The 22,768-nt window shown below is 48.0% G+C and carries 20 protein-coding genes and 1 pseudogene; 6 read left to right on the forward strand and 15 right to left on the reverse strand.

The window, feature by feature from the left end:
- Positions 1 to 138: 138 nt before the first annotated feature.
- From ACUN27_RS21505 to ACUN27_RS21530, 6 genes are all read right to left on the reverse strand, one after another.
- Positions 139 to 555, reverse strand: a complete 417-nt coding sequence (locus ACUN27_RS21505) for a PaaI family thioesterase (RefSeq protein ID WP_326060709.1) — start codon at positions 553 to 555, stop codon at positions 139 to 141.
- A gap of 30 nt (positions 556 to 585) precedes the next feature.
- Positions 586 to 2,256 (reverse strand): long-chain-fatty-acid--CoA ligase, encoded by a 1,671-nt coding sequence (locus ACUN27_RS21510; RefSeq protein ID WP_315949652.1) that lies wholly within the window; start codon positions 2,254 to 2,256, stop codon positions 586 to 588.
- Between the two features lie 35 nt (positions 2,257 to 2,291).
- The gene (locus tag ACUN27_RS21515) at positions 2,292 to 4,064 is read right to left on the reverse strand and encodes an acyl-CoA dehydrogenase family protein (RefSeq protein ID WP_445559577.1); all 1,773 of its coding nucleotides are present in this window, start codon (positions 4,062 to 4,064) and stop codon (positions 2,292 to 2,294) included.
- An 82-nt stretch (positions 4,065 to 4,146) separates the two neighbouring features.
- The gene (locus ACUN27_RS21520; protein ID WP_445559578.1) at positions 4,147 to 5,328 is read right to left on the reverse strand and encodes an acetyl-CoA C-acyltransferase; all 1,182 of its coding nucleotides are present in this window, start codon (positions 5,326 to 5,328) and stop codon (positions 4,147 to 4,149) included.
- Positions 5,329 to 5,433: 105 nt separating this feature from the next.
- Positions 5,434 to 7,827: a 3-hydroxyacyl-CoA dehydrogenase/enoyl-CoA hydratase family protein gene (locus ACUN27_RS21525; RefSeq protein WP_315949648.1), complete on the reverse strand. Its 2,394-nt coding sequence runs from the start codon at positions 7,825 to 7,827 to the stop codon at positions 5,434 to 5,436.
- Positions 7,828 to 7,864: 37 nt separating this feature from the next.
- Positions 7,865 to 9,898 (reverse strand): (Fe-S)-binding protein, encoded by a 2,034-nt coding sequence (locus ACUN27_RS21530; protein WP_326060711.1) that lies wholly within the window; start codon positions 9,896 to 9,898, stop codon positions 7,865 to 7,867.
- A 245-nt stretch (positions 9,899 to 10,143) separates the two neighbouring features.
- On the opposite strand from ACUN27_RS21530, the gene ACUN27_RS21535 reads away from it, so the two are divergent.
- The 4 genes from ACUN27_RS21535 to ACUN27_RS21550 all read left to right on the forward strand — a co-directional run bounded on the left by ACUN27_RS21535 (position 10,144) and on the right by ACUN27_RS21550 (position 13,260).
- Positions 10,144 to 10,731 (forward strand): TetR/AcrR family transcriptional regulator, encoded by a 588-nt coding sequence (locus ACUN27_RS21535; RefSeq protein ID WP_315949645.1) that lies wholly within the window; start codon positions 10,144 to 10,146, stop codon positions 10,729 to 10,731.
- Between the two features lie 39 nt (positions 10,732 to 10,770).
- Positions 10,771 to 11,535: an electron transfer flavoprotein subunit beta/FixA family protein gene (locus ACUN27_RS21540; RefSeq protein WP_315949643.1), complete on the forward strand. Its 765-nt coding sequence runs from the start codon at positions 10,771 to 10,773 to the stop codon at positions 11,533 to 11,535.
- Positions 11,536 to 11,554: 19 nt separating this feature from the next.
- Positions 11,555 to 12,538, forward strand: a complete 984-nt coding sequence (locus ACUN27_RS21545) for an electron transfer flavoprotein subunit alpha/FixB family protein (RefSeq protein ID WP_445559579.1) — start codon at positions 11,555 to 11,557, stop codon at positions 12,536 to 12,538.
- A gap of 305 nt (positions 12,539 to 12,843) precedes the next feature.
- On the forward strand, positions 12,844 to 13,260 hold the full coding sequence (locus tag ACUN27_RS21550; protein ID WP_445560655.1) for an ester cyclase: 417 nt from the start codon (positions 12,844 to 12,846) through the stop codon (positions 13,258 to 13,260).
- A gap of 80 nt (positions 13,261 to 13,340) precedes the next feature.
- Here the strand turns inward: ACUN27_RS21550 and ACUN27_RS21555 are convergent, their stop codons facing one another.
- From ACUN27_RS21555 to ACUN27_RS21595, 9 genes and pseudogenes are all read right to left on the reverse strand, one after another.
- Positions 13,341 to 14,306 carry an alpha/beta hydrolase gene (locus ACUN27_RS21555; protein WP_326060713.1) on the reverse strand — a complete coding sequence of 322 codons (966 nt, stop codon included), beginning with the start codon at positions 14,304 to 14,306 and terminating at the stop codon, positions 13,341 to 13,343.
- A 118-nt stretch (positions 14,307 to 14,424) separates the two neighbouring features.
- Entirely contained in the window at positions 14,425 to 14,634 is a 210-nt protein-coding gene (locus ACUN27_RS21560) for a YezD family protein (protein ID WP_326060714.1), read from the reverse strand.
- Positions 14,635 to 14,656: 22 nt separating this feature from the next.
- A complete protein-coding gene (locus tag ACUN27_RS21565; protein ID WP_326060715.1) occupies positions 14,657 to 15,487 on the reverse strand; it encodes an alpha/beta hydrolase family protein in 831 nt (276 codons plus the stop codon).
- A gap of 184 nt (positions 15,488 to 15,671) precedes the next feature.
- The gene (locus ACUN27_RS21570; RefSeq protein WP_445559580.1) at positions 15,672 to 16,091 is read right to left on the reverse strand and encodes a DUF4395 domain-containing protein; all 420 of its coding nucleotides are present in this window, start codon (positions 16,089 to 16,091) and stop codon (positions 15,672 to 15,674) included.
- A gap of 11 nt (positions 16,092 to 16,102) precedes the next feature.
- Positions 16,103 to 17,122 (reverse strand): ABC transporter substrate-binding protein, encoded by a 1,020-nt coding sequence (locus tag ACUN27_RS21575; protein WP_326060717.1) that lies wholly within the window; start codon positions 17,120 to 17,122, stop codon positions 16,103 to 16,105.
- Between the two features lie 45 nt (positions 17,123 to 17,167).
- A complete protein-coding gene (locus tag ACUN27_RS21580; RefSeq protein WP_326060718.1) occupies positions 17,168 to 17,506 on the reverse strand; it encodes a 4Fe-4S binding protein in 339 nt (112 codons plus the stop codon).
- A complete protein-coding gene (locus ACUN27_RS21585; protein ID WP_445559581.1) occupies positions 17,506 to 19,116 on the reverse strand; it encodes an FAD-dependent oxidoreductase in 1,611 nt (536 codons plus the stop codon). Before ACUN27_RS21585 ends, ACUN27_RS21580 begins: the two co-directional genes overlap by 1 nt.
- 38 nt (positions 19,117 to 19,154) lie before the next feature.
- Positions 19,155 to 19,823, reverse strand: a pseudogene (locus ACUN27_RS21590) (ATP-binding cassette domain-containing protein); the annotation flags it as partial.
- A 114-nt stretch (positions 19,824 to 19,937) separates the two neighbouring features.
- On the reverse strand, positions 19,938 to 20,729 hold the full coding sequence (locus ACUN27_RS21595) for an ABC transporter permease subunit (protein ID WP_326060720.1): 792 nt from the start codon (positions 20,727 to 20,729) through the stop codon (positions 19,938 to 19,940).
- Positions 20,730 to 21,146: 417 nt separating this feature from the next.
- On the opposite strand from ACUN27_RS21595, the gene cysT reads away from it, so the two are divergent.
- Positions 21,147 to 21,953, forward strand: coding sequence for a sulfate ABC transporter permease subunit CysT (gene cysT, locus ACUN27_RS21600; RefSeq protein ID WP_315949626.1), 807 nt, complete (start codon positions 21,147 to 21,149; stop codon positions 21,951 to 21,953).
- Complete coding sequence (locus tag ACUN27_RS21605; protein ID WP_315949625.1) at positions 21,950 to 22,756, forward strand: sulfate ABC transporter permease subunit; 807 nt, start codon at positions 21,950 to 21,952, stop codon at positions 22,754 to 22,756. The genes cysT and ACUN27_RS21605 overlap by 4 nt, the downstream gene beginning before the upstream one ends.
- Positions 22,757 to 22,768 lie beyond the last annotated feature (12 nt).

Here is a 22,768-nt window from a genome sequence, read left to right on the forward strand (position 1 = left end):
TAGATTATATGACATTGGTTAAATTTTTTTGAACAATTTATGTCTATATCGCACAACGATGTTATTTAATGTAACATATACGCACAAAAAACGAGAGACATGCTTGCACATGCCCCTCGTTCCTAATACCTTTAACCACTAAATCACACGAAACGTCCCCGTGCCCATGGTCCCTAAATTTCCATCGCGATCCATCACTCGCCCTTGTGTTGTAATCATTTTGCGGGATTGATGAACAAGCTCAGCCGTTACAATCAACCGCCCCTCATACAGCGGAGCGACAAAATGAACGTTCAAATTTGTGGTAACAACCTTATCCTCCGGCCTTGCCGTCATAACGACAATCCCCATCGCATTATCCAGCAAAGAGGACAAAACACCGCCATGGATGATGCCAATTGGATTCAAATGATGAGGTTTTGCCTCCAAAGCAATCGTAATGATGCCATCTTTCAGATCAACAAATTCACAACCAAGAAACCCCCAAAACGTAGGTTCCGCCGCTGCGGCCAGCTGCTGCAGTCGTCTATTCACTCGCTCGTGAGTGTTATCCATAGGATTCCCCTCCACTTTCCTTGTAAAGGGCTACCCCTTTTTCTCTTCTTCTAGTAATTGCCTTCGCAATACTTTTCCAATCATCGTCTTTGGCAAAGAATCCCGGAATTCCACTTTCCGTGGAACTTTAAAAGCCGCTAAGCGCTCACGGCACCACAGTTCAAGCTCTTTCTCCGTCAACGTCATACCGGGTTTCAACACAACAAAAGCTTTCACCGTTTCCCCCCTGTATTCATCCGGCACTCCAACAATCGTCGCCTCCAAAATAGCCGGATGCTCAAAGAGCACTTCCTCAATTTCACGGGGATAAATATTGAAACCTCCGGCAATAATGAGATCCTTTTTACGGTCCACAATGGAGAAAAAGCCATCCTCATCCATGCGTCCCATATCTCCTGTGTAAAGCCATCCATCGCGAATAGTCATCGCTGTTTCAAGCTCTCGCTGCCAATAACCTTTCATCACCTGCGGGCCTTTGATCAGCAATTCACCGATTTCACCAATCGGCAATTCTTCACCGGTATTCACATCAACAACTTTCGCCGCCGTGTCGGGTAAAGGTACACCAATCGAACCGATTTTGCGATAACCCCAAATGGGATTGGCATGCGTAACCGGGGAGGTTTCCGTTAACCCATAACCTTCAATGAGCTTACCTCCAGTCAAAGCCTCAAAACGCTCCTGAACTTCTAAAGGAAGTGGAGCCGAACCGCTTACACATACATTAATGGACGAAATATCGACCTCTTTGACCCGTTTATGATTAATAATTGCAATGTACATAGTAGGCGCGCCAGGAAAAATCGTGGGTTTCATCTTATTGATCGTTTCTAAGATGAGGTCGATATCAAATTTGGGGATTAGAATCAGCATGCCTGCCTGCAGCATGGATTGATTCAGCAAAACCGTTAAACCAAACACATGGAAACAGGGAATCGCTCCCAGGAACCTCTCCCCGCCCACTTGAATTTTATAGCACCATTTTGTCGTCTGATACGTGTTGGCGATCAAATTCGTGTGAGTCAGCATGACACCCTTCGAAATCCCAGTGGTTCCTCCTGTGTATTGAAGCAAGGCAATATCCGTATCCGCATCCGCCTCCACGCAAATCGGTCGCGCTGAAGCGGCACGCAGCAATTTCTTGAAAGCGTAAACGCCTTCACCATAAGCAACATCCAGCTTTGCGCCTTCTTTTTTCATTTTAATCGGATATAAGACATTTTTCGGAAAAGGCAGGTAATCCTTTATCGATGTCACAATGACATGTCGAATCAACGTCTGCGCTTTGGCCTTCTGCACACGATGAAATAATAAATCCAGTGTAACAATGACCTCCGCCCCGGAATCGGAGAGCTGGTGAACCAGCTCTCTCTCCATGTACAGCGGATTCGTCATAACGACGATCCCGCCCATCATAAGTGTTCCGAAGTAGGCAATAATGGCGGACGGGCAATTGGGCAGCATGATCGATACACGATCTCCTTGGCACACGCCGAGTTCCTTTAGAACATTTGCAAAGCGATAAGACGCATCAAGCACCTCATGATAACGTATTGTTTTACCAAGAAAATGCAGGGCAGGTCGATCGGGATACTTATGTGCTGAATCTACCAACAAACGTGCAAGGTTATGCTTAGGGTACTCGTACGTCGGCGCCACTTCCTCTGGATAATGACGCAGCCAAGGCTTTGCCTCACTCATACAAACCATCCCCTTCAGGTTCTTCCCACGGATGACTAGACGATGAATTTCTCACCCTGAATAACACGTGCGGCGATGTCGCGCTTCAGCTGGGTCGTATTGACAGCACTGCGTCTTGACAGTTTTTTCAAAATCGATAATTGCGTCCGAAGAACATCTCCTTCTTCCATCGTACTGAGCGCTTCCTTCGCGTATGCCTCAATTTTGTCAAATGCTTCATGCACAAAAACAGTTGTCACTTGAATCGCATTTTTCGCTTTCTCTTCACCACTTTTGGCAATCAGCTTTTGCGTACGAAGAAGTCCGCTCTCTCCAGCAAAAATTTGAATCATGATATCAGCCAAGTTGCTTAAGACTTCCTGATTTTTCTCTAAGGCCATGCCATACTTCTGAACGGCAAGTCCGCCAACCATTAAGAAGATCTTCTTCGCCATTGAGATCAAATGCGCCTCTTCAGCCAGTGTGCCTTCGAACGTTTGGCCCGGGACGATCGACAGCAATTCTCCTTGCAGTGCTTGCGCTTTTTGCATCAAAGGCAGCTCGCCTTTCATCGCCTTCTTCACGAGTGTACCCGGTATGAGCAGACGGTTAATTTCATTCGTCCCCTCGAAAATGCGATTAATCCGTGAATCGCGATAAATACGCTCAACTTTATACTCCTGAATGTAGCCGTATCCGCCATGAATTTGCACGCCTTCATCGGCAACAAAGTCCAAGACTTCCGATGCAAACACCTTATTAATCGAGCACTCTAACGCGTATTCAGAGATACCTTTCGCCGAGTGTTTGCCGGCATCGAGACTTGTATGGTCAATGTCTTTCAGAATTTGATCCATTAGTCCTGTCGTTCTATAAACCATGCTCTCCAGCATATAGGTTTGAATATTCATTTCAGCCAGCTTCTTCCCGATCAACGGGAATTTGGCTATCGGCGTATTGAACTGCTGGCGGGTATTCGCATATTTGGCCGACAATTCGATCGTTTCCTTGGATGCGCCCAAACAGCCTGTAGCCAATTTGTAACGGCCGATGTTCAAAATGTTAAAAGCAATCAGATGTCCCTTCCCAATTTCGCCAAGCAAATTCTCTACCGGAACTTTGACATCTTCAAAAAAGAGTGGTCTGGTCGACGAGCCTTTGATCCCCATCTTTTTCTCTTCCGGTCCCATCGTAAAACCCGGGTCGCCCTTTTCCACAATAAACGCTGTGAAATCCGTTCCATTAATTTTGGCATACACGATGAAAATGTCGGCAAAACCCGCATTCGTAATATACAGTTTGGAGCCATTTAACAGGTAATGTTTTCCATCACTAGAAAGGCGTGCAGTCGTTCTTGCACCTAATGCATCGGAGCCGGACGTTGGCTCTGTTAAGCAGTAAGCTGCAATCTTGGCGCCTGTCGCGAGATCCGGCAAATATTTTTTCTTCTGCTCAGGAGTTCCGAAAAATACAATAGGAAGCGTTCCGATTCCAACATGCGCTCCAATCGATAAAGCAAAGGCAGACGCTTGTGCCAGATTTTCACTAATAATCGTGGAACTAACCTTATCCAGTCCAAGACCGCCATAAATCTCCGGCACGTCAGCCCCGAGTAAGCCAAGCTCACCTGCGCTTCTCATCAATTTAACCGTCAAATCGTAATTGAGTTTCTCGATATGCTCATCATTCGGCAGCACTTCGCCCTCTACAAAATCACGCGTCGTCTCCGCGATCATGCGATGCTCCTCTGTAAAATCCTCCGGCGTCACGATATTGTGGAAATCGAGATCTGAAATGACAAAACTGCCGCCTACAACTTTATCTGACATGGTTCATCTCTCCTCAGAATGAATTGGACAAGGGTTAATAAATAGAATCATTAACAGGAGCTTTTCCCGCTAATTACACGGGTTAAGCGTGAACCTGGAATACTCCAGCAGCTCCCATCCCACCGCCGATACACATCGAAACTACGCCATAACCGCCTCCACGCCGCTGCAGCTCATGAATCAATGAGGTCGTCAGCTTCGCGCCGGTACATCCAAGCGGATGCCCGAGGGCAATTGCGCCGCCGTTCACATTCACCAGCTCCTCGTTCAAGCCGAGCTCCCGAATAATATGCAAGCATTGCGAAGCGAATGCTTCGTTGATTTCAAACAGATTCACCTGATCTTGGGTGATCCCCGCCATCTGCAGCGCCTTCGGAATCGCCTTCACCGGGCCAACCCCCATGATTTCCGGCTCCACACCGGAAAGTGCAAAAGATTTGAACGTCGCCAGCGGCTTCAACCCGAGCGCCTCCGCGCGCTCGCGGCTCATCAGCACGGCCGCCGCTGCGCCGTCCGACGTCTGTGACGCGTTGCCCGCCGTCACCGTGCCGTTCAAGCTGAACGCAGGCTTCAGCTTGGCAAGCACTTCCACGGATGTATCGGGGCGAACGCCCTCATCCGCGGCAAAAACAAACGAACGCTCAAACGCTTTGCCGCTTTCGTCAAGGCCCTTCACGCTCGTAGCCACCGGCACGATCTCATCCACGAACTTGCCGGCTGCAATCGCCGCAGCCGCCAGACGGTGGCTCCGCGCCGCGAAGCCATCCTGCGCTTCGCGCGAGATGCCGAAGCGCTGCGCCACAGCTTCGGCCGTATGCCCCATGCCCATGAACACCTCAGGCATGGTCTCAACAAGATGCGGATGCGGCGAGAACTTGAAGCCCGTCATCGGGACGTGGCTCATGCTCTCTACGCCTCCGGCGATGATCACCTCCGCGTGGCCCAGCATGATGCGCTCCGCCGCATAAGCGATGGCCTGCAGCCCGGAGGAGCAGAAGCGATTGACCGTGATCGCCGGCACGGTCACCGGAAAGCCCGCATAAAGCGACATCGTGCGGGCGAAGTTAAGCCCTTGCTCGCCCTCCGGCATCGCACAACCGATGATGATATCGTCAACATCGCCTTTATCGAGGCCAGGAGCCCTCCGCACAACCTCTTCCAAGACGGCTTTGCCCAGATCCTCCGCTCGCGTTTGAGCGAAGCTGCCTTTCTTTGCGCGTCCGACGGCGGTGCGCGTAATCGATACAATGACTGCTTCCTTCATCGTTTCTCACCTCAATTAGAGTAGTAACGCATGCTCTTTATGAATTTCCGGTCGAATTTTTGTTCCTATTTACATTTCCATTCATATCTCCGTTCGCTTGCACCACTAATTACGCAGCGGTTTTCCCTTGGAAAGCATATATTGCATACGTTGTTGTGTTTTCAACTCCCCGCACAGACTGAGGAAAGCTTCTCTTTCCAGATCAAGCAAATATTGCTCGGTGACGAGCGTGCCAGCCGGTACATTTCCACCTGCAAGCACATGCGCTAACTTGTTCGCGATAAGTACATCATGGTCGCTGATATAGCCGCCTTGCTTCATGGAGTAAGCGCCAACTTGCATAACTGCTTTGCCATTTTCGCCGACAACGCGAATCTTCTCTCGCACGGGTGGGGTATAACCTGCCGCATCCATACGCAAAACGGCTTGTTTAGCCTCATAAATCCGATAATCCGGATTGATAACAACTGTATCTTGAGGCCGCATATACCCGAGCCGTTTCGTATCATGCCCACTCGTCGAAACCTTGGCCATCGCCACAGTCTCGAAGCTTGCATTGATCCATGGTTGTAAATCTACTTCAGGATCACGCACCAGCGAACTCGCCCTTAACGCCAGTTCTTTACAGCCGCCACCGGCAGGAATTAAACCCACGCCAACTTCAACAAGTCCATAATACGTCTCCGATGAGTAAATGATTTGATCGGCCGGCATACAAGCTTCAACACCGCCGCCGAGCGTCATTTTGTGAGGCGCTGCCACTACCGGTTTATCCAAACCTTTGAGCTTCATCATGGAGTTTTGAAATAAACGGATAATACCGTCCACTTCATCCCATTCGCCGTCTTGCGCCTCCATAAGCAGCAGCATTAAGTTGGCGCCGACACAGAAGTTTTTCCCCTCGTTTGCGACGACAAGCCCACGGTAATTACTGCGAACTTCGTCTACACTCTGTTGAATCATGGTGAGAATATCTCCGCCTATGGCATTGTTTGGAGATTGAAACTCCAGGCAGGCAACTTCGTCGCCAATATCAATCAAATTCGCGCCGCTATTCGAACGAATGACTTTCTTTTGCTGCTTTAAAGCTGCCAGAGAGATCAACTCAGGCTTTGACTCAACGCCTTGGTACTCATTTTTTAAATAGTAGAAGCTTTGCCCTTCTTTACTTGTGTAGAAGCTGTCGTTGCCCGCAGCAATCCACGCTTTTACCCAATCAGGCACCTCGCTGCCTTCCGCCTCCATACGCTCCACAGAACGCTTAAGTCCAATAGCATCCCATGTTTCGAAAGGCCCCAAATCCCAATTAAATCCCCATTTGAGCGCATTATCGATCTCGACGATAGAGTCTGCAATTTCATCCAATTTTGCTGCAGAATATAACAGCACAGGTTTCAAAATGTTCCACGCCAACTCGGAATATCGATCTTTGCCGCCTAGCAGCGCCTTAAGCTTTCCGCCTGCACCTTTGGCCTGCTTAGCAGCTTCAAGGGAGACTGAACTGATTTTCCGGCTTGCTGCATACGTCATACTGTTTAAATCTAATGATTGGATTTCTTTTCCAGCTTCACTTTTCACTTTTTTATAAAAGCCTTGACCTGTCTTTTCCCCGATCCAGCCCTTTTCCACCATGGTCTGTAAAATAGCCGGTGTATCGAAAACAGCCTTCTCACTTGGATCTTCTACAAGCCCGAACACGTTATTTGCGACATGTACAAAAGTATCCAGACCGACCAAGTCCAGTGTTCGGAATGTCGCGCTTTTCGGCCGCCCCATCGCAGGACCTGTCACGGCATCGACTTCTTCAACGGAATATCCGTTGGTGAGCATTTCGCGCAGGGTAACCAGAAGTCCGTAAGTGCCAATCCGATTCGCAATAAAATTCGGCGTATCCTTGGCTTGCACGACGCCCTTCCCTAATTTTTTCTCGCAAAACTCAGTCATGAAAGAAACAATCGCCGGATCTGTGTGTTGACTGGGAATGACTTCCAACAGCTTCATATAGCGAGGGGGATTAAAGAAATGAGTGCCTAAGAAATGTTTTTTGAATTCATCGCCTACGGTCTCTGTCATTGCATGAATAGAAATACCGGAGGTGTTAGACGAAACTATCGTCCCGGGCTTCCATACCTTTTCAATTCGGCTTAATAACTGCTGCTTCGCCGGTAAATTTTCTACGATGACTTCAATGATCCAATCTACCTGGCCGAGTTTTGCCAAATCGTCTTCCAGGTTGCCTGGTGTCAGTCGCTCGATGAAAGCCTCACTGTATAAGGGTGCCGGGTTCGTCTTTTTGAGCTTATCCAGCGCGTTAACCGCAAGACGGTTCCGTACTTTCGGATGTTCCAGCGTTAATCCTGCGGCTTCTTCTTGCGGCAGCAATTGGGCCGGAACCATATCAAGCAATAAGACGGGAATACCTGCATTTGCCAAATGGGCAGCTATGCCGGAGCCCATCACACCGGAGCCGATAACGGCAGCAGTACGAATCTTTGTCATATGGAAATTTCCTCCTACATGAAATTTTCAGACTGTCTTACGCAGTTCCAAATACAGACAAGGCTAGAATTTCAGCGATATCTCGCGCTTTAACCTGCTCCTCTACCTCCTTCAGCTTCGTGCCATCCTCGACCATTGTTAAACAATAGGGACAGGCTGAGGTGATCACCGTCGGCTTCACACTCAATAGTTGCTCCGTGCGCGCTACATTAACGCGTGTGCCGGCCGTTTCTTCCATCCACATCATGCCGCCTCCGGCACCGCAGCACATACTGTTTTCACGGGAACGCGGTTGCTCCACAAGTACGGCCCCTGGAATCGCACGCAAGATACTGCGTGGCTCCTCATACACCTCGTTGTAACGGCCCAAGTAACAAGAGTCGTGATACGTGATGCGTTCATGCACCTCGTATTGCGGCTTCAAACGACCTTCTTTCACCCATACATCGAGCAGTTCCGTGTGATGAAAAACGTCGGCCTCCAAGCCAAATTCGGGGTATTCATTTTTGAAAATATGATACGTGTGTGGACAGGTCGTTACGATTTTCTGAACTTTATACTTTTGAAAAGTCGCAATATTGTCAGCACACAACTGTTGAAAAAGAAATTCATTCCCCATACGACGGGGGGTATCCCCGGAATTTTTCTCCTCATTCCCCAATATCGCAAAGGAGATGCCGGCTTCGTTCATCAGCTTCACAAATGCATGCGTAATTTTACGGCTGCGGTTATCATACGATCCCATTGATCCCAGGAAAAAGAGATACTCAAAATCGCGATTCTCCTTCACCGTACGAACGTTCAGCTCATTATTCGGATCTACTTCCTTCACCCATTTCACGCGATCATTCCGGGAGATTCCCCATGGATTCCCTTGACGCTCAATGTTTTGCAGGGCACGCTGTCCGTCATGCGGCATACTGCCTTGCGTCAACACTAGGTGTCTGCGCAGATCAACAATTTTATCTACATGCTCATTGCCGACTGGACATTGATCTTCGCAGTTGCGGCAGGTTGTGCAAGCCCAAAGCTCCTCCTCGGTGATGACACCGCCGATCAATTCCACCTCTAGCGGGTTATGCCCGCTATGTGTAGCGAAAGCTGCCGCCGGAACCCACGGCGATTTCGACGTGATAGCAGCGCCCTTTTCCGTCAAATGATCACGAAGTTTCGTAATCAGATGCATGGGGGAAAGCAGCTTGCCGGTCGTATTGGCCGGGCAAACATTCGTGCAGCGACCGCACTCCACACAAGAGTAGAAATCAAGCATCTGTTTTTGCGTAAAATCCTCCACTTTGCCGACACCGAATGATTCCGCTTCTTCGTCTTCCAAATCAAGCGAAGCCAATTTGCCGGTAGGTTCTGTGCGCCGGAGCAATATGTTAAGAGGTGCCGTAATAATATGAAAATGTTTGGATTGCGGGACGTAGATCAGAAAAGACAGCAAAATCAGCAAATGCATCCACCAACTGATATAAAACCCTATGGTCGCCCCAGTGTGCGAGAGACCGCTAAATATCCCGGCAAAAACGGATGAAATGGGTGCATAACCGGAAGCTCCCAACCCCTCTCGCACCCGCTCAAAACCACCGCTGACCACAACGGACAGCATGAGGAAAAAGATGAAAAACACGACAATACTGGGCTTCCAGCCCCGTTTTAAGCGCTTAAGCTTTTCAATATAACGGCGATAAGTCGCATACCCCATAGCCAGCAGAATCAGCGCAACCGTCACTTCCTGGATGAAAGTAAAATAGTCGTAACCGGGCACTGGCAGCCCACGGCCGATTAATCCTTTTAGAATCAGATCAAGGGCTCCTAGCTGTAAAATAAGAAAACCATAAAAGATGACGATGTGCATGATGCCACTTTTCTTATCCTTCAGCAGTTTCGTCTGACCGAACACCTGAATGGCAAACTCCTTCAACCGAGCTTTTGCTTCTTTCTTCAAATTCACTGATTTACCTAACTGGATGTACAAATACCGGTGGTACACAATTCGGCCAAACAAGAACAACGCATAGCCTGTAACCGCTAGAAACAATACAAACTGAATGAGCGAACCAATCATAGAGGACCTCCTCATCTGAAAAGATAGCGCTTACATGGAAACATCGTAAAAAAGCAAGTTCCATATGCCCCTATTTCCAGAGTTGAAAAATGCTTGATCGTTAGTGTAAGCCGGCTAACTTTCTTACTTGCTTCTTAAGCTGAATAAGTCGTTGACAAGGCGTACTACGTATTTTATGATGAAATTATAAAAATGAATGAGTATTCATTCACTGATATCTGTATCTTAACACCGAGGTGATCTCCTTGACAAGTAGCAAAAAACCAGACAAGTATTACGCCATTCTCGAAGGCGCTCTGAAAGTATTTGCAGAGAACGGCTTTCACAAATCACAAGTTTCCCGAATTGCCAAGGAAGCCGGAGTGGCTGACGGAACCATCTACTTATATTTCAAAAAGAAGGAGGATATCTTGACAAGTCTGTTTCAAGAGAAATTAGGCGAGCTTGTGGAGAAGTTCAACACTGGCGTCAACGAACAGATGACAGCGAAGCAAGCCCTTTATAAAGTTTGTGAAATTCATTTCACCGAGCTTGAAGGGAATGTCAATCTGGCCTTTCTCACGCAAATCGAATTGAGACAAAGCGATTTGGAGCTTCGCAAAGAGATTGGCCTTGCACTCAAGAGATATATTATCCTCATTGAAAATATATTAGAAAGAGGCAAACAAGACGGGAGCTTCCGCGCCGATTTTGATGCGAAACTCGTAAGGCTTCTCATCTTTGGAGGCATGGATGAAGTTGTGACCTCCTGGCTCATCTCCGGGCAAAAGTATTCCTTAACCGCTCAAGTCGGCCCTACCGTTAACTTTTTCATGAAAGGCATCGAGGCTTAAGGGTCTGTATAACATGTATATTCAGGAAGGAGCTTGGCTATGGACATTTTTGTATTATTGAAGCAAACCTTTGATACAGAGGAGAAAATTGTTCTGCAAGCGGGGAGCGTTCAGGAAGATGGCGCCAAATTCGTCATTAATCCTTATGATGAATACGCTGTGGAGCAAGCCATTCAGCTGCGAGATGAATTCGGTGGCAAAGTCACCCTGCTCTCCGTAGGTCCCGACAGGACGGCTGAAGCCCTGCGTACCGCACTGGCTATGGGGGCAGACGAGGCTGTTCTTATCACCGATGAGCGCATTCAAGGCGATGAATATGAGGTTGCTGAAATTTTAGCACAATACCTGCGCAGTCAGTCTTTTGACCTCTTGCTAGGCGGTAACTTCTCTGTAGACAATGGAGCCGGTCAAGTCGCCATTCGCCTAGCGGCCCTTCTTGAAATCCCACATGCTGCATCCATTACTAAACTTGAAATCTCGGGTGCCGTGGCGGTTGCCCACCGAGATGCGGAAGGCGATATTGAAGTCATTGAGGTTCCGCTCCCTGCTCTCTTCACCGCACAGCAAGGTTTGAATGAACCTCGTTACCCTTCCCTGCCGGGCATCATGAAAGCGAAGAAAAAGCCTTTTCAACATTTAACCCTTGATGACATTGAAGGCGCTGATTCAGCTTCCGCCAAGACGACAAGACTTGAGTTAAAACTGCCTCCTGAACGCCAAGCTGGACGCATTCTCAAAGGCGAAATCGCGCAGCAGGTGACGGAGCTTGTCCAAGCGTTACGCAATGAATCCAAAGTGATTTAACGAAGGGGAGGCTACGATCATGGCTAAAACATTTCTTGTTGTCGCCGAAGCTCGCGGAGGCAAGCTGCGTCAGGTATCCTTTGAAGCCTTACGTGCTGCGCAGTTGTCTGCTGCGGAAGGCGATGCGATTCACGCTGCACTCATTGGCGGGAGCGGCACCAAAGCTCTAGCAAGCGAGCTCGCTGCATATGGCGCGGAATCCATCTATGTTGTTGAGGATGCTGCTCTTGATAACTACAACTCGGAAGCCTATTTGAGCGCATTACTAGCCGTAACTGGCGTTGTGAAGCCAAATGCCTTGTATTACGGCCATACGGCTGCCGGCCGAGATCTGGCACCGCTGGCCGCAGCGAAGCTAGGCGCCGGCCAGCTGTCGGACGTAACGGAGATCTCGCGCAGCGGCGATCGCGTTGAATTCACCCGGCCGCTTTACGCTGGCAAAGCCGTTGAGAAGAAAGCGTTTACCGACCCGAATGGCCCGTGGGTCGTCACGATCCGACCGAACAACATCGCGCCGCAAGCGCCAGACGCCACGCGTCAGGCTTCTGTCATCGATGTTGCCTACCCGTCCCCCTCCCTGCGCAGCATCATTCGGGAGGTGGTTAAAAAAACGTCCGGCGCCATCGACTTGGCAGAAGCCAAGATCGTTGTCTCCGGCGGACGGGGCGTGCGCAGCGCCGAAGGCTTCCAGCCGCTCGAAGAGCTGGCTGCCGTCTTGGGCGGCGCTGTCGGGGCATCCCGCGGAGCCTGCGACGCGGGCTACTGCGAATACGCGATGCAAATCGGCCAGACCGGCAAGGTGGTGACGCCGGAGATCTACATCGCGTGCGGCATTAGCGGCGCCATCCAGCACCTTGCGGGGATGAGCTCTTCGCGCGTCATCATCGCGATTAACAAGGATGCCGAGGCGCCGATCTTTAAAGTAGCCGACTATGGCATTGTCGGCGATCTGTTCGAGGTAGTGCCGCTGCTGACAGAGGAGTTCCGACAGCTGCTGAAGTAGCTGCTCCGCCCATTACGCATCACTTAAGTGGGAACTACTGTCCGCTACTAGCTGCTTAAACAGCCAAACAGGCGATCTTAGGAAACTGTAATCCGCTTATCCCCCGCTTCGGGGTGGATTAACGGATCTTCAGGGCAAATAGAGCCCTGCAGTTCCCCTAGATCTCTCATTTGGCTGTTTTTAGCCTGGATAGCGTTCTCTAGTTCCTTTTTGTAGTTCCCCGAACGAACTCTTCTCTTGAAATTTTGCTGTTATTCCAGTAAACTCATCGTACATTCCAGAAGTAAGGAGTCCTCATCATGTCTATGACCCCAACCGAAGTTGTTCAACATTTTTTTGCGAAAGCTCGCTCCGGTTTACAACCTGATGCCGCTCATGATTACATGGCGGAACACGTGCTGGCCCACCAAATGACGGGGGAAAACGAAACCACCGTTCACCGCACACCGGCCAATTATGCTGATCACGTCAAGGAGATGATTGCCGCTTACGGCGATTTTCAGCTCGAAATTCAAGAAATGATCGCTCAGAATGATCGTGTCTACGTGCGCTGGAAGCAAACCGGCACACATATCGGTGAGGTTGACGGATATGCGCCTACAGGCAAAACGATTATCGAAATCGCTAGCGCTGTTTATCGCATCGAAAACGAACGAATCGTGGAATACTGGATTCAAATCGACCGCGAAGGCATTCGTTTGCAGCTTCAGCGAAATGCTTAAAAACATACAGGAACAAGTCCCCCCAATTTGCGCAAAATACAGCCTTTGCGTAAATCCGCGGGGAATTTGGACCGCTGATCTCACTCTATACGCCCATGATCTTTACCAACCTGATCATCCAGCCATGCTGCCAAATCAGCCATCACTTCCTCACGGTTCGCTTCATTCAACATCTCATGCCGTCCGCCTGGATAAAGCTTGCTGCTCACGTTCTGGAGCCCGAGCTTCTCATACATCCGTATGAGCTTCCGCACTCCTTTCCCATGTCCACCAACAGGATCTTCTTCACCGGAAAAAATATAGATCGGTATCTCCTTGGGTATCCGCTGCACATGTGCCGGACGATGAATCTCCTTCAGCCCCCTGAAGAAATCTCTAAAAAATCCTGAAGTAAACACGACGCCACAGTAAGGATCAGCTACGTATTTATCCACTTCCTCCGGATCCGTGCTTAACCAGTCGAAAGACGTACGATTAGGTGTAAATTTTTTATTATAAGCATCAAAAGACAATCCCGTCAGCAGCGAACTCCGATGATGATCTCCCCGAATGGCTGCTTCGCAAGCTGCTAACGCGATTCCAACGTTAAGAGCAGCGCCCTCACTACCATTTGAACCTGATAATATGATCCCTTGTACTTGGTTGGGATGTTTCATGAGGTAAGTACCCATGTAATATTGTGTCAAAAATGAGCCCATGCTGTGTCCCAAGACGAATAAGGGGAGCCTTTCCTGATACCGTTTCCGAATTTGCCCTGTCAGTTGACCCATATTTTCCGCCATATGGCGAAAACAATCCTCCCCAAACTTGCCAACTGCATCCGGCGATCCTGCTGTTCGCCCATGTCCCAAATGATCGTTCGCATAAACGGCATACCCACTTTTTGTCAACCTCTCGGCCAGTCTCTCATATCGTTCAGCCGTTTCGGCCATTCCGTGTGCTATCTGCACAAGCCCTTTAATTGTAATCGCTTCCTCAGGGAGCCATTCGTAAACATAATGATTCACATCTTGATCATCCTGCCAAATAAAGTACTGTTTGAACATATCATCTGCGTCCCCCTTACTCCTGCAACTGCTTATTCTCTTCAGTATACTGCTCTTTCCACATGAAAACAGCCCCTTTCCGAAGAAAGCGGGCTGATCGGCATCATACGTATAATAGCTAAACTTTACTCGTTTGTTTGACTGATTTCACTGCTTGCAGCTGCGATTGTGATTGCGAAGGTGTGTCAAATCGTTTTCTCTCTGTTTTATCGATTTGCGCAATTTTACCGTCATGTACCACAATTTGTACCGATCCGTATTCTAACCCATTCAACATTTGCTTAATTCTGTCCACCCAAATGTCATCTAACTCTAGTGGCTTCGCCATCTCATTTTCCTCCGCTTCTTAATCAGATCGTCCAATCATTCCAATCGTTTTTCTGTTTCTGAATGAAGGATAGCCAATTGCTTGTTTTCTCTAATAGTTCCTTGGTCGCTCCGGAAGTCGAATACGTGTGATCGGCCTGATAGACCAGATCCAGATCGCACTGCCCTTCATTTCGCAGCCAGAACATCTTTTGATATAAAGGGGCATAATCAACTGGGATCACTTCGTCCGCTGTTCCGTGTACAACGAGTACATCGCCATTAAATTTGCGCAGTTGTTCAAACGGCTGGTGCTGCGCTAATGTATCAAAAAATCGGCTCGTTAGTGAATATCCATGATGATCGATGGCGCCACCTAGTGGTAATTTCTCATATTCATTTCTGCCAACAATGCGAACGATATCGTTATGCGGATGAGCTACTGCTGACCATAGTACGAGAGTTTTAACGCGGGAATCTTTCGCTGCTGTCAGAACCGCTGTAGCTCCGCCCAAGCTATGTCCAACCAATATCACGCGGCTCAAATCGACGCAATCAATTGTCAAGGCATAATCAATCACTCTGCGTGTTTGTTCAATGAGAATATCCAGACCGCCTGCACCATAATCCCCTGTGCTGTCGCCGCAGCCGCCGTAGTCAAACCGTAAGACTAAATAGCCTTTTGAGCTAAACTCACGTGCTGCCTTCACAAACAACCGATCTACCCCGATCCGGCTGCCGATGAACCCATGACAGATGATAATCAACGGCCAGCGCTGACAATCAACTTTTGCAGCTCCTGTTTGATTCGTTGGGTAATGCAGTGTAGCCGACAATTCAATGTCGTCGCTTTGTATAGTGATGGCATGCTCCATGATGTTTACACCCTTTCGTATAATTCCGATAAGATTAGTATGAATTAACTATATACCAATATTAGCATCCGAGTACGAGGGTGTCAATCCTGTTTTTAACAAATTTTCGGTGAAAATTTGTTGATTTGAAAAGACCCTCACTTCAGATATCCCCAAGTGAGAGTCTTTCCATATTTGGCATTCATTAACCACGTTTGATTCGTTGTCTGCTTACAAATTGCTTGTATTGGAAGTATATCGTGCAGCCTACACAATAACCGAACAATGCTGCACCGGCTGCCAAAAGCAAACCTATCGCAAAGAGATAACCCGCCAAAGACCAGCCCACTGCAAAAGCTAAGGAGGATATTGAGAGAAATAGGACAGCCAAAGTATTGTTAAATTTGGTCAATTCAAGCGCTTGCGTTTCTGTTCGATTTTCCGAAAAAAACTTCTTTAAGACCATTATGAACAGGTTCCACTTCGCTCCTCCGGCTAATCCAAGTACCTGTATAACCCACAAAATAGCAACTAACCAAGGCCACTGAAACGCTATTGCCAGTAGAACAAAAACAACAATTCCTGTTTGATTCGCCTTCACAAGGGAAAGCGGAACTTCTCTCATTTGCGTCACTCCTAATTTGCCAACCAATCCTTAATCGCATAATCTTTCTTCGCTAAGCCTTGATCGACCAAAAATTTCTTCGTTTCTTCGATCAGTTTCAATCCGTCAGGTTGAGCAGCCTCGACCGGCCACTGCTCAATTTTGAAAGATGCTTTCACAACATCCAGCGGATAACCCGATGCTTCCGCATAAAATTTGAAATATTCTTCGTTGTTCTCACGAATTTCTTTGACCGCTCTGGTGCGCAGATCATTCCATAGCTTAGGGAATTCCGGGTTTTTGGCTAGATAATCCTCCGTTACTACGGTCAGGCTAGAGCCTTGCAGAAGCGGATGACTAGCAGCTTCGTCAATGGCCACATACCCTTTCTTCAGCAGCAAGGGTCCGAAACCCGTCGGGTATGCATAGGCGGCAATATCCCCGCGAGATAACGCGGCTTCTGCATCAGCAGGCAATAAATGCAGGATCTTCACATCTTTATCAAGCCCCTTCTCTTTCAACAGGCTGGTTAAATAACGGCTCATATAAGAACCTTGTGAAGTCGCGACTTTTTTACCTTTGAGATCATCCAACGATTTGGAACCATCCGCTTTCGCAACGAGCCAGGCATTCATATTCACTTGCGTGACGTTGATTAACCGCGTCTTCAAACCTGCCGCTTTCCCATTGATGGCTGGTGTATCACCATAAATACCAACGTCAAGCGTCCCTGCCGAGATCGCCTCGTTTAAGTTGGGCCCGTTAGGAAATGTGAAGTATTTGAACTCTTTAACTCCATATTTTTTTAGTTCACTTTCTAAGTATCCCTTGGATTGCGCCCAACCTTCAGGCCCGGTAATCGTCTTGTTATTGTTTGCTGAAATAAATCCGATTCGCAGTGTTTCAGGAAGCGAAATTTTTGCGTCTGATGCCGCATTTGAGGCTGCCGGAGCCGCGGTTTTCTCTGTTTTAGCCGCGCAAGCCGCTAATAAAAAGGTAAATAAAGATATGATAAGCGCAAGGTTGATTACCTTCACAGTGCTTTGTTTCATATGTCTTGACCCCCTGATTCGTAAATGAAATGAATGATAATACAATTAATGCGATGCATGCATACGTTGGAAAATAATATACGAACCATCGGAAGAGGCGGTAGAAACTCTGCCTTTGCCCCAACCCACGTTCTGTTTGTAGCTGCCCATTAAGCCATCTTGAACTAATTCACTCTCGTCGACCTTGGTCTTCTCTTCTGCCACCGGAGATACATACAAGGCGTCAGTCGGGCAATATAATTCGCACATAAAGCAGCTTTGGCAATCCGATTGTCTGGCAATGACAGGAATATCTCCCTTGACCGCCTCAAACACATTCGTTGGGCATACGGAAACGCACTGGTTGCAGCTTATGCAGCGATCTTTACTTAACAGTTCTATCATTAGACAACAGCCTCCTTAATCACCCTTGGCTGGACTCCGTCCACCAAAGGCTTCGCCCATGTTTTATCCAAACCACCGCTTTTAATACGGTATTTTTGATTTTCATCGATAAGCGGGAAATCTTCCCGGCGATGCATGCCTCGGGTTTCTTTGCGTTCCAATCCGCTGGTATACATCCATCTTGCCGTAGCCGTCATGGCTGCCGCTTCGCGTACCCGAACGATATTGCCATCACTTGCTTGAATCCCTTGTTTCAACTCATGCCATAGATGATCCAAACGCCCTAAAGAGCTCTGCAAACCTTCCCCTGTGCGGAACCAGTTGCGGTCATACGGGAAGACTTCATCTTGAACCGCTTTAATAATTTCTTGCGTGTCAATTGCACCCGCACTCGTCGCTGCTGCTTTCGGAACGCCGCTTGCTTCTGATAAACCTTTGGCCTTACGATCCGCAGCACCTACGCCTAATTTAAGCGCATATTTCGCTGCAGCTTCTCCCGAGAAATACCCCGATGACATCGCCCATGCCGCATTGTGACTGCCACCGCCTGTAAATCCGCCGCAAATCAACTCTCGTGTCGCGGCATCTCCCGCCGCATAAAGGCCCGGCACTTCCGTCGCGCAGGTTTCATCGATAATATGAATGCCGCCGGTTCCCCGCACAGTTCCTTCAAATCTCAGTGTCACAGGAAATTTCTGTGTAAACGGGTCGATGCCCAAGCGATCGAAGGACAAAAAGAAGTTGGGCTGAGCTTGCCGCATCGCCTTTTTGACAATTTCATCCGCTTTATCGATTCGGGCGAATACAGGTTGTGTCAGCAGCGTTTTGGCAATGACCGAACGCCCTCTCTGCGAACCAGCTCCTTCGATTACGGTGCCATCTTCATAGTAAAACGTTGCCCAAGTATAGAAGGCTGATTTGGTTACCGGAGAAAATGCCGGGGCTAACGAGTACGCTGTGGAGAACTCCATGCCGGAAAGACTTGCTCCAGCTTCTGCGGCAAGCAAGTACCCGTCACCGGTTAATACATTCGTGCCGAGCGCTTTACTCAGAAACGCGCAGCCTCCGGTTGCAATAACGACCGATGCAGCATCAACGCGCCATGTGTCTTTGGTTTGATTGTTTACTCCGGTCGCTCCTGCCACACCATGCTCATCTGCGAGCAGCTCCAGCGCGGGACTGTGGTCGAGAATGCGGACACCCGCTTTCTGCACCTGTCTGCGCATTAAACGCATATACTCTGGTCCTTGCAGGCTTTTGCGATGTGAAGTACCTGCTTCGTCCAACGGGAAGGGGTAACCCCAAGCTGCAATTTGATTCGTATTGCTATACGTTTGATCCAATACCCTCTTCATCCAACCGCGATCCGCAAGATATCCACCCAGCGCCTCTCTGCTCTTCATCGCAGCCTCACGTTCTTCGGCCGTTGGATTGACATACCACAACCCTGTTCCCGATGGCGCTGTTGCACCGCTCGTACCGCAATATCCTTTATCTACTAGTACGACCTTCGCTCCTTCTTTGGCAGCTGTAATTGCCGCCCATGCTCCGGAAGGCCCGCCACCGATAATGAGTACATCCGCCTGTAATTGCAAATCATATTGAGCCATCTGATAAGCCCTCCCTTAATTCCTCGTTCTCAATTTCCCTATATTGAAAAAGCTTCCGCAGCTGTTTTCGCTGTCTCATACGGTTGTTTCACAAGCAATCGATCCAAAATAACTTTCTCGAAATAGGCAAAACCGCTATCGTGCTCTCTAGGTCTGGCAAGCGATATTTTCAAATCCAGCCCAATCTTCCCGTCTTCAATCACAATGACTCTGTCCGCCAACGCTACGGCTTCACTTACATCATGTGTGACAAGCAAGACGGTGAATTGCTTCTCCAGCCATAGCTGCTCAATGAGCTGCTGCATCTCTATGCGGGTTAACGCATCCAATGCGCCTAGCGGCTCGTCAAGAAGCAGCAGCCTAGGATTACCGGCAAGCGCCCTCGCAAGCGCCACTCTCTGGCGTTGACCACCAGACAGCACCGCCGGCCAGTCATCCTTCTTATGTTCAAGACCAACTTGCTGCAGCGCTTTAAAAGCAATTTCCTTGTCACCGGATTTAATGCCAATCCGAACATTATCGATATTCTTTTTCCAAGGAAGAAGCCGATGTTCTTGAAAAAGTACACGCGTATCTTTATGCACGCCTTGAATGCCTTGAGCATCCAGCATAATGGCTCCGCTCGTCGCTTCATCCAAGCCTGCAATAAGGCGGAGCAGCGTGCTTTTTCCGCATCCACTGCGGCCCACAATCGCAACAAATTCTCCTTGTTTAATGTTTAAATCGATACCGGAGAGCACCCTTGTTGCGCCAAAAGATTTGTTCACGTTACGAATATGAAGCTGAGTACCGCCAACCTTACTCATAAGAATCCCCTCCTTCTAGGCTTTGTGTATATAATTGTGATGCCATTTCAACCAACGATTTTCGAAAAACTTAGCAATCAAATCCGAAAGTTTCCCTAATACGGCATATAAAATCACACATAACACGACGACATCCATCTGCATAAATTCTCTGGCGTGTGTCGCCATATAACCGATACCGGAGTCGGCCGCTATTGTTTCAGCTACGATCAGGCTCAACCACATGATTCCCAAGGAGAAGCGGATACCGAGGAGGATGTTCGCCAGCGCTCCGGGTAAAATGACCTTGGCAAATAGCGAGAACCCTCTGAGCCCGTATACTTTCCCCATTTCGATTAAACCCGGATCAACGGAACGGATGCCATGGAAGGTATTCAAGTAGATGGGAAAGGCAACACCGAGAGAAACCAGAAATAATTTGGAGGTCTCGCCAATGCCAAACCACATGATGACTAGTGGGATCATCGCAAGATGCGGGATGGTTCGAACCATTTGTACAGAAGAATCAATATATCTTTCCGCGATAGGAAATATCCCATTAAGCAATCCAATGACAAAAGCAATGCTGCCACCAATTAGAAAGCCTAGAAATGCCCGCTTCGTGCTAACCGCTACATATTCAAAAATGGTGCCGTCTTTAATTACACTGTATAAGGCTTTCACGACTTCCCAAGGTGTCGGCAGAATCCGTTCCGATAACCAACCCGTTAAGCCGAGCACCTGCCACAGCAGCAAAATGAGTATCGGTATGACCCAGGGCTGCCAAACCTTGGATTGGGCCAGTGGTGCTGTTCGATTCGCTAGCATGTGAATCCCTCTTTCTTTTCATAAAGTGAAAAGGCGTTTGAAAACAAAAAGACTCCCGGTTCCTGCTTGTAAACTACGAAGCAAGGACGGGAGTCTCCAGTCATCTGGTCGACTTTTTCCAATAACTAATAATTCATATTGTTTTACTCGGATATTGATTGATGCCTATGTTACCATCGCCCATTTGCTTCGTCAATGCTTTTTTCAGTGGCTAGTCCACCTGATGAACCCATTCCCTGTATCCTTTCATCTAATGTCAAACTTAAATCCTTGTACCTTTGAGTGAATTATAATTTTTTTTGAATAAATCCATAAATATCGGAAATAGGTATATTGACAAATTCGACCACGCGCTGTTATAGTCAATTTAAATATTCCGAGTAAAGCACTATGATTAATATCAATGGGTGGTGTAATGTGATTAACAAGGTGTTTAAAGCTACGGTTCGATCTGTGCTTATTGGCTATCTGATTGTGCTACTGCTCATCCCGATTGGCTCCATCTATTTCAAAGGTTTTTCCTTAGGTTGGGAGCCCTTTTGGCAAGAAGTAACAGGACCACTAGCCTGGAAGTCCATTTTACTAACAGTCAAACTCAGTATTGTATCAACGATTATTCAGGCAATAGTAGGCACCATCATTGCTTATGTTCTTGTAAGATATACATTCCGAGGCAAGAGCATTTTGAACAGTATGGTCGACCTTCCCTTCTCGTTGCCAACCTCCGTGGCTGGACTCATGTTTCTAACCTTGCTTGGACCCTCTAGTCCGCTGGGCGTCTGGCTCGATCACGCCGGCATTAAGCTGCTCTACAATCAGACAGCCATTGTGATCGGTTTGGTATTCGTCACATTCCCTTTCGTAATTCGAACCGTCCAGCCTTTGCTAGAGCAAATTGATCCCGCCGAAGAACAAGCCAGCTTCACACTCGGCGCCAGCAGGTTCTATACCTTCTGCCGAATTGTTTTTCCAGCTATTGTACCGGGTATTCTTGCCGGCAGCATGCTTGCCTTTTCTCGATCACTAGCCGAGTTTGGCGCCATTTCACTGATTTCCGGAAATTTACCGGGGAAAACGATGGTTGCTTCGGTCTATATATACGGTGAGACGCAGAACTATAATCCCGAAGGCGCAGCCGCTATTTCTCTTGTGCTCCTTACATTGTCACTCCTCATTCTATGGATCATCAATGTATTGACACGTGGAAAGGGGCGCCTGGCATGAGAAAAATTTTGATCAGCATTTCGTTTCTTGTCATTTTTCTATTAATTATGCTGCCGTTCCTGGGCATTACCTTTGGCGCTTTTGAAGAAGGTCCACAATCCTTTATTAATGCACTTGTAAGACCTGAAGCTCTGCACGCTTTGAAAATCTCTTTCATTATTGTCCTTATCGTTACTGTTCTAAATACAATTGTTGGTGTTTACGTTTCGCTAGAAATCGTTAGAGGTTCCTGGATCTCCCGCTGGCTGAAACCAGTCATCAATGCTCTGATTGATTTACCTTTTGCCGTATCACCGGTTATCGTCGGTTTAATGGTTATCTTGCTTTTCGGGCCAAACACGGCATTAGGCGCATTCTTGGAAGATCATAACATGAAAATTGTGTACGCTATTCCCGGTATGATTCTTGCTACGATGTTCATTACATTTCCTCTTATGGTTCGTGAAGTCGTTCCATTGCTTGAAGAAATCGGTACCCAATCCGAAGAAGCTTCAGCTACGCTTGGCGCTGGTCCATGGCGTACCTTCTTTCAAATCACATGGCCAGGTATTCGCTGGGGCGTCGTTTACGGTCTCATTTTAACCATTGCAAGATCGCTTGGAGAATTCGGCTCTATCTTAGTTGTCTCAGGCAATATCATCAACCAAACGCAGACAGCTACTACACTCGTGTATCAAGATGCCGAGCAGTTCCAGCTCGTTGCAGCGAACAGTGTCGCATTTGTGCTCGGACTCATCTCGATTACTATTTTGTTAACACTCGAGTGGTTGAAAAGAAGAAGCGAAAAAGTAAGCAGCCATTAAGGAGGAACCCTG

The organism is Paenibacillus sp. WC2504, from assembly GCF_052682475.1.